At 32.7% G+C, this 15,618-nt stretch carries 8 protein-coding genes; 4 read left to right on the forward strand and 4 right to left on the reverse strand.

Features of this window, described 5'->3' with window-relative positions; all coding sequences use genetic code 11:
• Positions 1-100: 100 nt before the first annotated feature.
• From ACM55H_RS04490 to ACM55H_RS04505, 4 genes are all read right to left on the reverse strand, one after another.
• Positions 101-1,663 (reverse strand): RagB/SusD family nutrient uptake outer membrane protein, encoded by a 1,563-nt coding sequence (locus tag ACM55H_RS04490; protein ID WP_416835363.1) that lies wholly within the window; start codon positions 1,661-1,663, stop codon positions 101-103.
• 14 nt (positions 1,664-1,677) lie between these two features.
• Positions 1,678-4,824: a SusC/RagA family TonB-linked outer membrane protein gene (locus tag ACM55H_RS04495; protein WP_416835364.1), complete on the reverse strand. Its 3,147-nt coding sequence runs from the start codon at positions 4,822-4,824 to the stop codon at positions 1,678-1,680.
• Between the two features lie 747 nt (positions 4,825-5,571).
• On the reverse strand, positions 5,572-8,880 hold the full coding sequence (locus ACM55H_RS04500) for a VCBS repeat-containing protein (protein WP_416835365.1): 3,309 nt from the start codon (positions 8,878-8,880) through the stop codon (positions 5,572-5,574).
• Between the two features lie 452 nt (positions 8,881-9,332).
• Positions 9,333-10,211, reverse strand: coding sequence for a helix-turn-helix domain-containing protein (locus tag ACM55H_RS04505; RefSeq protein WP_416835366.1), 879 nt, complete (start codon positions 10,209-10,211; stop codon positions 9,333-9,335).
• Positions 10,212-10,490: 279 nt separating this feature from the next.
• On the opposite strand from ACM55H_RS04505, the gene ACM55H_RS04510 reads away from it, so the two are divergent.
• The 4 genes from ACM55H_RS04510 to ACM55H_RS04525 are packed head-to-tail and all read left to right on the forward strand — an operon-like array spanning position 10,491 to position 15,483.
• Entirely contained in the window at positions 10,491-11,636 is a 1,146-nt protein-coding gene (locus ACM55H_RS04510) for a glycoside hydrolase family 26 protein (protein ID WP_416835367.1), read from the forward strand.
• A 33-nt stretch (positions 11,637-11,669) separates the two neighbouring features.
• A complete protein-coding gene (locus ACM55H_RS04515) occupies positions 11,670-13,061 on the forward strand; it encodes an MFS transporter (RefSeq protein ID WP_416835368.1) in 1,392 nt (463 codons plus the stop codon).
• 23 nt (positions 13,062-13,084) lie between these two features.
• Entirely contained in the window at positions 13,085-14,278 is a 1,194-nt protein-coding gene (locus tag ACM55H_RS04520) for a glycoside hydrolase family 130 protein (RefSeq protein ID WP_416835369.1), read from the forward strand.
• A 2-nt stretch (positions 14,279-14,280) separates the two neighbouring features.
• A complete protein-coding gene (locus tag ACM55H_RS04525) occupies positions 14,281-15,483 on the forward strand; it encodes an AGE family epimerase/isomerase (RefSeq protein ID WP_416835370.1) in 1,203 nt (400 codons plus the stop codon).
• Positions 15,484-15,618: the final 135 nt, after the last annotated feature.

Below are 15,618 nucleotides of genomic sequence, written 5' to 3' on the forward strand. Positions count from 1 at the left end.
CTGTCGTTGTCTTTCTCAATTGTACAAAAGGGGATAAACTGTATTAATTCAACTTATAAAATAGGCTGTCTTTATTGAACAGCCTATTCTTAAAAAATATTTAATAACTAGTATTTTGTACTAAATTTGGATTTGCATCAATTTGTGATTTTGGCAATGGCATTAATTCTCTACCAGCCGGTATTGTAATGTTATGTCTCAATTTGATATATTCAGTAGCCTTTCCAGATCTTCTGTACAAATACCAAAGTGTAAATTCTCCGGCCATTTCATGACGGTATTCATCTAATATGTTTGTAGTTGTAATAGCAGTAAGAGAAGCTAAACCAGCTCTAGTTCTAATCTTGTTTATAGTTGTAATTGCTTCCGCAGTTTTACCTAAATTCAAATAACATTCTGCTAGACTTATCAATGATTCTCCATAACGAGCCAGAATAAGATTTTGACCACCAAATATTTTTCCATTCCCATTTCCTGTTAACGCTGGATCTCTCCATGTTTTTACACAAAAATAACCTGCATTACTTACAGCAGTCCAAGGTTTTGCAACTGTACCGGCAGTGTTCATTTTTATTGTATTTGCAGGAGCATCAGTATAAATATTGTTATTTGGAAAATCTTTTATTTGGCATAATGGATCCGGATGTACATCTCCAGGACCAATTACAGTAGCAAATTTTCTTTTATCACCAGATTCAAAAGAATCATAAAGTACTTTGGTCGCGTTTATATAACCTCCCCAACCACTAATTTCATTTGGCATACAGAACGATTGCAAAGCAGTTACGTTGTCATTACGTCCCCAACCCATATCCGATGCTTTATCATAAAACTGAATTTCAAATAAAGATTCTTTACCATTTCTATTTGCAGCAGCATGAACGTTTAAAAAATCTGCTTCTAATTGTGCGTGACCTTCAAGCGCTTCAAATGCTTTTGCAGCTTTATCGTATTGTTTCATCCACATATAAGCATTCCCTAAATAATGGTATGCTGTAGCTTTAGTCGCTCTACCTTTATCCTCCGGACCATAGCTCCAAGGTAAATTTGGAATTGCTGCTTCCATATCAGCAACTACTTGAGCAAATGTCTCATCCTGTGTATTTCTAGGAGCATAATCATCTACAGCTACATCTCCACCAGATGGGTTTACCACCACTGGTACTCCTCCAAAATTTTGTGCTAACATAGTGTACAACAAACCACGAAGAAATTTACTTTCCGCAATAAGTCTATTTCCTAAATCTTTACTAATTGAACCACTTTCAATAGATTTTGGTAATTTTTGCAAAGCAATATTTGCTCTTCCAATACCTTTGTAATTTATAATCCATAGGTTATTAAAGCGTCCGGAATCAGTACCTATATTGTAGGTTTTAAATTCAGTATCCGCACCAGAATCTTCATAATCTTGGGTCGTATAATTTGCAGGTACAAATAGTGATTTTGTATCGTATTCTCTACCGTCAGAATCTGATTGCAAGACATCATAAATCCCACTTATTGCTGCAGTCGCAGTAAGATCACTACCAAAAACAACTTCGTCAGTAATCCCTTTAGTATTTTTATCTTGTAAAAATTCGTTAGAACAGCCAATTGCTATCAATATTGCAAATCCTGCAGTAATTTTTAAAAGATTTATTTTATATGATTTTTTATTCATGACTAATAATATTATTAAAATTGTAAATTAACTCCAACGGTAAGAGATTTAGAAACTGGATAAGCTCCTATATCAATTCCTGTTGCTTGAACAGTATCAAGTGTTTTTCCATCTATATTAGATCCAAGTTGCCCTACTTCTGGGTCAATACCACTATATTTTGTAATGGTAAGTAAGTTTTGAGCACTTACAAAAACATTTAAATTCGTCATCCCAATCGTTTTAATCATTGAAGAAGGGAATGTGTAGCCAAATTTTACATTTCTTAATCTTACATAAGAACCATCTTCAACAAAGTGATCAGACACTCTATTATTCTTAGTATCAACATCATCTACAATTGCTCTTGCATATTCATTAGAAGGATTTGCAACAGTCCAACGGTTGTTATAGTAATCTTTACTAACGTTTGTGTAGGTTTGACCTAAATTAAAACCACCAGCAGTCTCTTGTTCAACTCTTGAATAATTCAAGATATCATTTCCAAAAGTTCCATAAATATCTATCCCTAAATCAAAAGATTTATATTTAGCATTAAAGTTAAAGTTCCCAAAAACTTTTGGTATTGGACTACCAATTACAGTTCTATCTTCATCAGTGATTCTTCCGTCTCCATTCAAATCTTTGAATTTTCTATCTCCAGGAGATGTTTTTGGATTTTGATATGCACCACCTGGGGCATTTGCATTAAGAGCATCAATTTCTCCTTGTGTTTGGAAAATTCCATCTGCTTTGTAACCATAGAATGTACCTACATTTCCACCAACATAAGATCTTGTAACATCTTTCCAGTTAGTTGCCCAAGTTGGTATAAAGTTTTCTTCCAATAAAACAAACTTGGTGTTCTCATCCGCCAGTTTATCGATATTATTTTTGATTGTCGTAAGATTCACAGAAGCATCCCATGTAAACTCTCCCTTAGTTTTTCTATATCCAACTAAAAGCTCCAAACCTTTATTTGAAATTTGACCTGCATTTACAGCTCCTGTAGAAAATCCGCTTTGAGCTGGAGTAACTTTGTTAAACAAGAAATCAGACGATTTTTTAACGAAGTAATCAACAGTAAAATAAAGACTATTATTAAACAATTCTCCTTCAAAACCTACGTTCGTTTGAACTTGTTTTTCCCATGTTAAACTTTTATTCTGTGTATTATCAGGAGTTAAACCTGAAGACAAGTACGGTGAATCACCCAAAATATACCCTGAATCATCCGTTCCACTTGTTCCATTGCTGTAATTAGCAAGATATTGAAAAGGAGAAACACCCAATGCATTACCAGTTTGTCCCCAAGAAGCGCGTAATTTTAATACATTGAAAACACTTCCATCCATAAATGCTTCTTCATCTATATTCCAACCTCCGGCAGCAGAAAAGAAATTTGCTCTTGAATTTTCTATAACAAAACGATTTCCAATACCATCGTTTCTCCAAGTACCTGTAATATAATACTTGCTATCATAGTTATAGTTTAATCGTGCCAATGCTCCCACTAAAGTTTGCGTTGAAGAATACCCTTGATTGCTATCTACTGTTTGTGCTTGTGACAAATCTCTAATGTTATTGGTTAAAAAACCAAGTCCTCTTGCAGAAACTATAGAAGCAGCCTCTTTTTGAGCAGTATAACCAGTCAATACAGAAAATTTGTGCTTGTTGAATGTTTTAGTATATTCTAAAAATGCTTCCGCTAACCATTCCTTTGAAGTATTTTGACTTACATTATATATTGCTTTGTCACGTTGGTCATTATTTATAACAGATCTTTTATATTTTGGAAGAAATGAAGATCCTGCATAATTTCTAGTCGTAAAACCAAGATTCGTTTTAGCAACAAGACCTTTCAATATATCATATTCTAATCCTAAACTTCCTTGAAATGTGTTTCTACCATTGCTATTCGATTGCTCTAACGCCTGTGCAATATAATTTGTACTGGTTGAAGTTGCATCTGCATCTGGAAATGCTCCATACAAACCATTACTAACAGGTAAATTAGTTCCAGTAGTGTTTGATAAATAAGGAACGTTTGTATACATTTGAGATAATCCATAATAACCAGGACCTAATGGTTGGTAGGTTTCTTGGTATCCGTATTTCAAACTGGATTTAGCTATGAATTTGTCAGAAATCGTAAAATCTCCTTTCATTCCAACATTATATCTTTTTGAAGAAGAACCAATTACCGTACCCTCTTCATTTAATACTCCAGTTGTAAAAGCTAATTTTGACATTTCATTTCCACCTCTGATGCTTATGTTATGTCCAGAACGTATCGCAGTTCTAAATGTAGCATCTTGCCAATCTACATTGGTTAATGCACTTGGATTATCCCATTCAGGTAAATAAGAATCTTTTAAAGCTGTACCTTTAATTTCTTTAGCAAATGCTGCAAATTCGTTAACATTTAATAATTGGATTTTTTTAGGAACTGTATTTGAACTCATCCATGAATTAACATCAACAGTAATAGCGCCTTTTTTACCACTTTTAGTTTCAATAATCACAACACCATTACTGGCTCTCATACCATACAATGCAGAAGCAGAGGCATCTTTTAAGACTGTCAATGATTGTACATCATTAGCATTTAAATACGAAATATCAGTAGTTGGGAAACCATCAACAATATACAAAGGTGTAGTTTTACCAAAAGTACCCACACCACGAATATTAACCTGCATTGAAGAACCGGGAGCTCCTGAATTATTAGTCACCTGAACTCCAGATACTTTTCCTTGCAAAGCTTGATCTATCGAAGAAACTGGGATTGCATTTAATTTCTCTGAACTTACTGATGAAACCGCTCCAGTCAAGTCTTTCTTTCTACTTGAACCGTAAGCAACAACAACAACTTCATCTAAATTTGCTGAACTGGATTGAAGTTTTAAATTAATGATTGATTTTCCTGCAACTTTAATTTCTTGGGAAACGTAACCAAGATATGAAAAGATTAAAATATCATTATTTGTAACGTTATTCAACTTGAATTTCCCATCCAAATCTGTTGAAGTTCCATTAGTTGTTCCTTTCACCAAAACGTTTACCCCTGGTAAATTACCGCTAACATCCGATACTGTACCTGAAACACTTTGGGCTTGAATGAAACCGCAAATCATAAAAGCTCCAAATAGGAGTAAATTTCTAAATAAATAGTTTTTCATAATTAATTTTTAGTTTGTTAAATGGTTAATTGATTAGTTTGTTAATAGTCTTGTAAATATATTTTTGTCAAAAAATATATTCTTTTTTTATACATACTATATTTTTAAATAGATATAAAAACAGATTTTCAAATGTAATAACAATGAAAACCTTTGATTAATACAAAATTATCTTTTGTTAATAGTATTTTAGCATTGTCAAAATAATCCATCAGTTGTTTTTTTATGCAACTGAAAAACATAACATTACCTCTAAAAACAACTAACCGAAGATTTATTAATTTACTATGCAGAATAGAATTAGGTATTTATAAAAAAAAGAGTTCAAAAAACTATTCTTTTTATAAATACCTGTACGGTTAAAAAAAACCTTATGCTTTATTAATTTTTAAAGATCATATAGTAACAAAATCCATAATCTTTAAATAAATATTTTATGATTTAGAGGCACAGCTCAATTTTCATGAGCAAACGAATTGAAATTCATTTCAAATAGCAATAATTGTAATGAAAAACCAATAAAATCGAAGAAACTAATCCTAGTAATTCCAAATCATACTTTTTTTTAGAAAACAAGACAAAAAAGGATGGGACTGTAATTATATGACTGATTTATGAAAAAAAAGGATCAGTTTTTTTAGCGTTAAAATAAAAGCTTAAGTGGTATTAAAATAAATTTATTGTCTCAAAACGCTAAATTTATTATTAACCAATATAGTTTCTGCAAAATAAATTCTATTCAAAAAATTATTTATTAAGTTTAAATATTTTAGGAATATTATCATTTATAACAGCCAATAAAGAAATAGTATTGTTTTTATTTTTTATTGTCCCAACATGTTTCACTTCTCCTTTAATAAAGAAACCTGATTTATCATAAGGCAACCATGAAAAAATTCCATTTTTAGCACCTAGAAGAACACTTCCATAATTAGAATCTAATCTTGAAAATTGTGGTTTAAATTCATATTGATTGCCGCCTAGAATAATATCTAAAATCCCATCGTGATTTACATCCAAAGTACAGATTGTATTTACACAAGAAAACTGAACTTCTTTAGGCAAAACTTTCACTTTAAACGTTCCATTTCCAGTATTAATTGCAATTATACTTTCTTGAATAGTAGCGGTTTTTTGTATAGTTTTACTCAGAATTTCTTGAGCAAATAATTCTTGAAATGTCTTTTTTGAATAGTCCAAATAGCTTAGATTCTTCTTTTTCAACATCGGAATTTGTGCTGTTATTTCTTTTTTTAGATGAATTGGAAAATCTTTGCCATTAATCGATCTGGTTGCAACTTGCTCAATAGTTCCGTTATCATCAAAATCATTAATAAACAATCGCATCGGGTTTTCATTGGATGCTTTATAAGAAGTATTGGTTCCTTTGTTCCCCAGAATTAGATCTTTCTTCCCATCATTATTGACATCTACACAACTAACTGCATTCCAAAAACCGGAGTATTCTGTTAAATTAGATTTGTATTCAACCAATCGTTTCCCAGTATTTTTTAAAATTTTTGGAGCCATCCAATCACCTACAATAATTAAATCTTTTTTGCCATCATTATCAATATCTTCCCAAACTGCATCCGTAATCATTCCTAATTCATTCCCTTTGAAAACTTTTTTACCTGTAGCATTCCTAAAATTACCTTTACCATCATTCTCTAATAATAATTGTTTTGGATCTACACCATAAATACCTGGAACACTTCTACTTCCTATAAAAACATCTATATCACCATCTTTATCAAAATCATTTGGAGCTATTACGGAGACATTCGAATTGGCTGTTGGAATAATCGTTTTACTTTTTATAAAAACTCCTTTTCCATTATTCAAATACAATCGATTTTTATAATTTGCTTGGTCCTCTTTTTCATTTCCACCGGAACCAACCAATAAATCTTGGTCTCCATCACCGTCAACATCAAAAAAGCTAGCTGCCGTATCTTCATAATTAGCATCACTATCTATATCCTTTTGATTGCTAATTGTATAATTATCATTCCCATTATTCAAATAGATCTTCCCCCTTTGTCCTTTGGCTCCGCCAATAAAAACATCATCGTTACCGTCCCCATTAATATCTGCTACAGCAAGACTAGGTCCTTCTTGCGAAAGTTCTTTGGAAATTAAACCTTCATAATCAAAATCGATATATTCATTTTCTTTATGCGCTAAAAAGGTTGCTTTCTTTTCAGAAAAAAACGGTTTTGATTCCTGTTTTTTCAAGCTATAATTTAATTTTGCATCAGTAACATTTAAATTATAAGTAGTGTTATTTACTACCTTTTTTATAGTTTGAAATTTGCTGTTTGGCCAAATTACCTGTAAAGAATCGATTTTCTTAGAACCGATTCCAAAAGTCATCACATAATCTACAGACGACTGAAAACCTCTTGAAGGAACTAATTCTTGTCTTATTATTTCTTTCCCGGAAAATAATTCTACCACGCTCCCAATCGCAAATTTATTTTGATTATCTCCTTTTAATCTCACTTTAACAAAATGATTTTTTGGATTTTTTTCTGAATTATTTTTATAAACAAAAGCTTCCATATTGACATTATTGACAACTAAATCTAAATCACCATCATTGTCAAGATCTCCATAAGCAGATCCATTTGAAAAACTTGGTGTATCTAATCCCCAATTTTGCGCCTCATTCGTAAAAGTTATTTTTTTATTGTTTTTAAAGGCATAATTTGGGATTGGAGTAGAAGGCATTTTAGCAATAATCATTTCCATCTCATCTTTCTTACCTGATGTTGCCAATTTTTGAAAAAAACTATTTGCAAAAAAATCCATAAAATCTTGATTGGTCAGATCATTGTAAATTCCGTTACTTACAAAAATATCTTTATATCCATCATTGTCCATATCAAACAGTAACGCTCCCCAACTCCAATCCGTTTTTGCAACACCGGCATAATGAGCAATTTCGTTAAATTGATTGTTCCCGTTATTGAGTTGCAAAGTATTTTGCATGTATTGATAATAGAAATCTAGATTTAATTTTCTGGAAAACAAATCATAGTTATCAAAACTGGTTACGTTTTTAGTACGTTCATCATTTTCTGGAAGCATGTCTGTAACAAATATATCAGCTTTACCATCATTATTAATATCCGCCATATCTGCACCCATCGACGACTGGCTTGTATGAGTTGCCCAGTCTTGTATTTGTTCTGTGAAAGTCCCGTTTTTATTGTTAATGTATAAATAATCTCTCTCAAAAAAATCATTAGATATGTAAATATCCGGATATAAATCTCCATTTACATCTCCAACGGTTACTCCTAAACCAAATCCTATAAGACTACTATATATTCCGGCAGATTCACTTACGTCGTTAAATTTACCGTTATCATTACGGAGCAATTTATCGCCTCCCCCTTTTAAAATCTCAGGAACATCCCAATCTTTGTCACGTAATTCTCTTTTATTTGAATAATTTAAACTGCTTACTGGAATAAAACTATTATTCAAAATATAGCAATCTAAATCTCCATCCTTATCATAATCAAAAAAAGCGGCATGCGTAGTTATTCCTGTATTTGCCAGATTATATTCCGCAGCCTTTTCAGTAAAAGTTAGGTTCCCATTATTGATAAAAAGTTCGTTTTCTTGATTTTTACTTTCGGTATTCCCAGCATTACAAACATAAATATCCAGTAAACCGTCGGCATTAATATCAACCATTACAACTCCTGTTGACCAAGATTTAGTCCCTTCAATTCCAGCCGATTTAGAAATGTCTTGAAATTTAAAGCCTCCTTTATTGAGATATAATTTATTAGAACCTTGATTAGAAGTAAAATAAACATCGGATAATCCATCATTATTAATATCTCCAATTGCAACTCCTCCTCCATTATAAAAATTTCTGTATTTAAACAGGTTCATTTTTGGACCATTCACTACTTTATTTACAAACTTAATTCCAGTATCGTCTGATTCTTGTTTAGAAAACAAAGTATCATCGTTGAACTTCGAGCAACTGGAAAAAGAAACAATAAATAATAAAAAAACAACAATTCGTTTTAACATAATTAAACTACTATTTGGTTTGCAACTAGACATTGATAGCTAAACCTTTCTTTTTCAATTTTTAACCGAATCAAGAAAGTTTTTATAAAAAATACAAGGATTATTAAACCTATCAATTGAAATTATTACTAATCAACAAATCTATACCAGATACAAACACCTAATTAATAGTATTATGTCATTTTATGATAATATTTTTACTTTTTACCCAATAAGCAATTAATTCATAAAAAATAATACCTTTAAATTATACAAAACGCAATTTATTCTCACAAAAAATTACGATAAAGCAAATGTAAATACATGCTCCTGAAAGGAATTTAAACCATAGAATAAAAACATTCGTAAGAAACAACAGCAACTCCAAGAAGCAGAAAATCCACAAACAATCCAAATAGATTATCTATAAATCAATTTAAAAGAAAAAACAAGAATCATAAACTTTAGGTAGTTTACAATATTCTTTTCAAGCCAGAAAAATCTTCTCTATATTGACTTGGTGTACATTTTTTTATAGACTTGAAACTTCTATTAAAATTAGCAATATTATTAAATCCGGATTTGAAGGCAATTTCCGAGATACTCAAATCTTTTTCAACCAACCATCTGGCAGCATACCCAATTCTGATATCATTTATATAATTGACAAAGGTTTTTCCAGTTCTCTTTTTGATAAATCGGTTAAACGAAATACTGGTCATACTCGCCACACTGGAAACGTCTTCTAATGTTATTTTTTCAGCAAAGTTTTTTTGCACATATTCATAAACCAATTTCATTTTATCGTAATCGTCAAACGTATCATAATCAACAGTGAATGTTGACAAAAGCCTTTGATTTCTGGAAATAGCTAAATCATATAGTATGGAAATAATCTCAAGAAAATAATCCATCCCGTCCAATTTTGAAATTTTAATTAGTCTTGGCGCGAGTTCTTCCGTAATTTTTTTTGAAAATAAAATCCCATGAATAGATCGATTGAACATATCTCTAATAGGATGCATCAATCTTCTTGACAACAAGGCTTCATCAAATAAATCATTATGAAATTGAGTTGTTATTTCGTGAATTTGTGAATTTGTGCATTTATTTAGCTCCCAACCATGGTACAAATTAGGACCAACCAATACCAATTCAACATCATCAATTTCTTCTATATTATCTCCCACAACCCGCTTTACCCCTTTGCCATTTTGAATAAAATTGAGTTCAAATTCAGGATGATAGTGTACTGGAAAATCAAAATTATCTTTAACCCTATCAAAAACTAAAAAACTGTCTCCGGAAGAAAGCGGCGGTATCTCTCTGTAAAAATTTTTCAAATTGCTCATAGTACCTTTTTTATTTGCAATAATATGATATATAATTGATAAAATAATATTAATTAAAAGCAGGCCTTCCAATTATCTTTGAAAAATACATTTATCAATATTTTAAAAACAATATCAATATTAAATACGAATCATTTTTAATACTTACTATTTTTATAGTTTTGACAATAACAAAGCCAAAATGATCTTTTTTATTTTTGACACAATAATGGATTCTAAATGCAATTTTCAAATAAAACGTACTTCTAAAATTTAAGTACTCAAATTAATTACCACTAAATGAAAAAAACTCTTTTCGCCCTAATAACCTTCTTTTATATTGGAATTTCATGTTCTTCTAAAGCACAAACCATTGATACAAAATCGTCTCTTTCTGATAAAAAATCTACTCCTGAGACCCTAATTTTATACAAAAAACTAAAAAAATTGACTTCTAAGGGAATCCTTTTTGGTCATCAGGACGATTTGGCTTACGGAGTGAACTGGAAATATGAAGCTGGAAAAAGTGATGTAAAAGAGGTTACCGGAGATTATCCTGCAGTTTATGGATGGGATCTTGGCGGACTGGAAAAAAAATCGCCAAACAATATTGACGGCATCCCTTTTGACAAAATGAGACAATTTATTAAAGATGGTCATGCAAGAGGTGGTATTATAACCCTAAGCTGGCATTTTGATAATCCTTTGACTGGGAAAAATGCTTGGGACACTACTCCAAAATCGTTGGCTTCGGCTTTACCGGGAGGAGAAAGTCATGAGAAATTTAAATCTTGGCTTGATGAAGCTGCAAAATATATTTTAACTTTAAAAGATAAAAACGGAAAATTAATTCCGATGCTGTATCGCCCTTATCACGAGCTTACAGGAAACTGGTTCTGGTGGTGCAAAAATAATGGGAGCCCTGAAGAATTCAAGCTTTTATGGAAATTCACTATTGATTATTTGCAAAAAAAGGGCGTTCATAATTTAATCTATGTTTATAATACAGCTGATTTCAAAACTAAACAAGAATTTTTGGAATACTATCCAGGTTCTGATTATGCGGATATTTTGAGTTTTGACAATTACCAATACGATGATCCTACAAAAGACAATTCTTTTGTAGAAAATTGCCAAAGACAATTCAAGATAATGGATGAAGTTGCCAAAGAGCAAAATAAAATTATGGCTTTTGCCGAGACCGGTTATGAAGCGATTCCTTATGATAAATGGTGGACCAATACACTGATTAAAGCGATTGGTGATTATAAAATTTCCTATGTACTGGTTTGGAGAAACCACGGATGGCAGGAAAAAGAAAAGAAAATGCATTATTACGCCCCTTACAAAGGACAGGCAAGCGAAAAAGATTTCGTAGATTTTTATAATCTTGGCAAAATTTTATTCGAAAAAGATGCTGCAAAAGAAAACCTATATAAAAAATAATTAATTAACCTTTAGACCTTTAAACCCCAAAAAATGCATAATAAAATAAGTATAAAAGAAAAAGTTGGTTACGGCTTGGGAGACGCTGCTTCCTCCATGTTTTGGAAGATATTCAGTATGTATCTCATGTTTTTTTACACCGATGTTTTCGGTTTGGCACCTGCTGTTGTGGGAACTATGTTCCTGATTACAAGAATCTGGGATTCCTGTTTTGATCCATTGGTAGGAATTATTGCTGACCGCACAAAAACACGTTGGGGAAAATTCAGACCGTATCTTTTGTGGACAGCCATACCATTTGCCATTATAGGAATACTAACCTTTTACACCCCTGATTTTGATGAAAAAGGTAAGATAATCTACGCCTATGTAACCTATTCGTTAATGATGATGGTGTATTCTATAATTAATGTTCCTTACGCATCTCTTTTGGGCGTATTGTCTTCGGATAGAAAAGAACGCACTACGCTTTCTTCGTATCGAATGGTTTTTGCGTTTGGCGGAAGTTTATTAGCCCTTTGGTTAATTGAGCCATTGGTAAATCATTTTGGAGGAAACATGAATTCAAAAACAGGTTGGTTGTACACCATAATTGTTTTTGGAATTATAACTACTCTATTTTTCTGGGGCTGTTTTTTTCTAACCAAAGAAAGAGTTCAACCCATTTCAGGTGAGAAAACTGATTTGAAGGAAGACCTGAAAGATCTTTGGAAAAATAAACCTTGGTGGATTTTACTTGGAGCAGGAATTGGAACATTAGTCTTCAATTCAATTCGTGATGGTGCAGCAGTGTATTACTTTAAATATTATGTGAGCAATACGGTAAGTTATAGTTTCAACCTCTTTGGAGAAACTTTTGCCATGACACCTACTTCTTTGTACTTGGTTTTAGGACAGGCAGCGAATATTATCGGTGTGATTGCGGCGACTCCAATCGCAAATAAAATTGGCAAAAAAAACACCTTTTTCGGAGCAATGTCCTTGGCTGCTATTTTGAGCGTAATTTTCTACTTTTTCGGAAAAGAAGATGTACTGTTGATTATGGTTTTCCAAGTTTTAATCAGCATTTGTGCAGGTTGCGTATTTCCATTAATATGGTCGATGTACGCTGACAGCGCTGACTATTCCGAATGGAAACAAGGAAGACGCGCTACAGGACTCGTATTTTCAGCTTCTTCGATGTCTCAAAAATTTGGATGGACTATAGGAGGTGCAGCGACAGGATGGCTATTGGGATATTATGGTTTTCAGGCAAATATTGAGCAAACTGCAGTTACCCAAAACGGAATTCAACTGATGCTTAGCATTCTTCCAGCCGCTGCCGCTGTTATTTCAGTACTTTTTATCTTGTTCTACCCGCTTACTGAAGAAAAGTTACAGACTATTGAACAAGACCTTAACAACAAAAGAAATTTAACTAATTAATACTTGATTTAGAACTTTCAATCATGAATACAAAAACAATAAATACCGATTTCCAAAAAAGAAAAATTGAAATTAGAAATGAATTTCAACAACTAATTGAGCAAAAAAATGAGCCTCAATCTTCAGTTGGGAACGGTATATTCGTTCGTTATAAAAATCCTGTTTTAACAGCCAAACATGCTCCAATTGAATGGCGATATGATTTAAATGAGACTACCAATCCTTTGCTAATGGAACGAATTGGAGTGAATGCCACTTTAAATTCCGGTGCCATGAAATGGAATAATAAATATATTCTGGCTGTTCGTGTAGAAGGTTTTGACCGAAAATCATTTATTGCTATTGCTGAAAGTCCAAATGGAGTCGATAATTTTAAATTTTGGGATAAACCCTGCGTATTACCCCAAACGGAAGAACCAGATACGAATGTATACGATATGCGTTTGGTAAACCACGAAGATGGTTGGATTTATGGTATTTTTTGTACCGAAAGAAAAGACCCAAAAGCTCCTAAAGGAGATACTAGCTCCGCAATTGCTAATGCAGGAATTGTTCGTACCAAAGATTTAGTGAACTGGGAACGCTTGCCTGATTTGATTTCGAATACTGGACAACAAAGAAACGTAGTATTTCACCCTGAATTTGTAAACGGAAAATACGCTGTTTATACTCGTCCACAAGATGGATTTATTGACATTGGAAATGGCGGTGGTGTAGGACTTGGTTATATTGATGACATGACAAATCCAATTGTACAGGACGAAACTATCATCTACGGAAAACAATACCATACTGTTTACGAACTTAAAAACGGTTTAGGGCCAGCTCCTATAAAAACGGCTAAAGGATGGTTGCACTTGGCTCATGGTGTTAGAAATACCGCTGCCGGATTACGTTATACTTTGTATATGTTCATGACGGATTTAAATAATATTTCAAAAGTAATCCACAAGCCTGCCGGACATTTTATGGCTCCAGAAGGAATAGAAAGAGTGGGCGATGTTTCGAATGTGTTGTTTTCTAATGGTTGGATTGAAGACGAAGACGGAACCGTATTTATCTATTATGCGTCTTCAGACACTAGAATGCATGTAGCCGTTTCATCCGTTGAAAAACTGATTGATTATGTTATGAACACACCTGAAGACACCTTTACGTCAGCAGGTTCTGTGAATACAATCATTAAACAAGTGAATAAAAACAAAGCAATTTCATAAGCGTGTCCACACCATTACAACAACTACAATCTGAACTTACAACTGAACTCGATGCAATTCTTGAGTATTGGTCGAAGTTTACTATGGACACCAAAAACGAAGGTTTCATTGGTCAAATAGACCATAATAATCAAATTAATTCGCAAGCAGAAAAAGGTTCGGTTTTAAATGCACGAATCCTCTGGACTTTTTCATCAGCATACCAACTGACCAAAAACGAAGAACATAAAAGTATTGCCAAAAGAGCTTTTGATTATATAGTATCCCATTTTTATGATACGGAATTTGGAGGAATTTTTTGGAGTCTCCATCACGATGGAACTCCAAAAGACACCAAAAACCAAATCTATGCAATAGCATTTGTGATTTATGGAATGACTGAATATTATGCTGTTTCCAAAGAGGAGAAAGCACTGGAAGTTGCCATTGATTTGTACAAAAAGATTCAGGAGTACAGTTATGATCCAATAAACAAAGGATATCTGGAAGCTTTTACCCGAGACTGGAAAAACATTGATGATTTACGCTTGAGCGATAAAGACGCCAACGAAAAGAAAACAATGAACACTCATTTGCATATTGTGGAAGGCTATGCCAATTTATATAAGGTTTGGAAAGATGAAACGTTGCGTAAAGACATCATTGAATTACTAGAAGTGATTGACACTCATTTTATAAATGAAGAAACGGGGCATTTAAGACTGTTTTTTGACGAAAACTGGATAGAAAAACCAGATGTAATTTCGTATGGCCATGATATTGAAGCCACTTGGCTCCTATTGCAATGTGCCGAAATTTCAGAAGATGCTTCATTGATTGCCCGTTATAAAAAACACGCCATTCAACTTACGGATGTCACCAAGGAAGGAATTGATGAAGATGGTGGTTTATGGTATGAATTAGACCCGGAAAGCAGTGAATTAATTGCTGAAAAACACTGGTGGCCGCAAGCGGAATTAATGATAGGATTTTTTAATGCCTATGAATTAACCAGAGATAAAACCTATTTAGATGTAGTCCTAAAGAATTGGGATTTTATAAAAAAACATATTATTGATACCGAAAATGGGGAATGGCACTGGGGTGTAAATGCAGATTATTCGTTGATACAAAAAGACAAAGCCGGTTTTTGGAAATGTCCCTATCACAATGGTCGAGCTTGCATTGAAGTCATAAACCGAATTAAAAAAATCGAGAATAAATAGATTGAACCATATTGGGGCTTAATTACTCCTTTATCAGAATGACAAATGAATAAGATAATCATTTAGATTTAACAAATGCCCTAGCCCAGATAGCAGTGGAAATCCTTTTATTTTTTTCTTTAAAAAATAAAAGAT

This window comes from Flavobacterium cryoconiti, from assembly GCF_048158645.1.
GTDB classification, from domain to species: Bacteria; Bacteroidota; Bacteroidia; order Flavobacteriales; family Flavobacteriaceae; genus Flavobacterium; species Flavobacterium cryoconiti.

Coding starts and splice junctions, on each gene's coding strand:
- ACM55H_RS04490 (WP_416835363.1), bottom strand. CDS start 1,663: ATGAATAAAAAATCATATAAAATAAATCTTTTAAAAATTACTGCAGGA.
- ACM55H_RS04495 (WP_416835364.1), bottom strand. CDS start 4,824: ATGAAAAACTATTTATTTAGAAATTTACTCCTATTTGGAGCTTTTATG.
- ACM55H_RS04500 (WP_416835365.1), bottom strand. CDS start 8,880: ATGTTAAAACGAATTGTTGTTTTTTTATTATTTATTGTTTCTTTTTCC.
- ACM55H_RS04505 (WP_416835366.1), bottom strand. CDS start 10,211: ATGAGCAATTTGAAAAATTTTTACAGAGAGATACCGCCGCTTTCTTCC.
- ACM55H_RS04510 (WP_416835367.1), top strand. CDS start 10,491: ATGAAAAAAACTCTTTTCGCCCTAATAACCTTCTTTTATATTGGAATT.
- ACM55H_RS04515 (WP_416835368.1), top strand. CDS start 11,670: ATGCATAATAAAATAAGTATAAAAGAAAAAGTTGGTTACGGCTTGGGA.
- ACM55H_RS04520 (WP_416835369.1), top strand. CDS start 13,085: ATGAATACAAAAACAATAAATACCGATTTCCAAAAAAGAAAAATTGAA.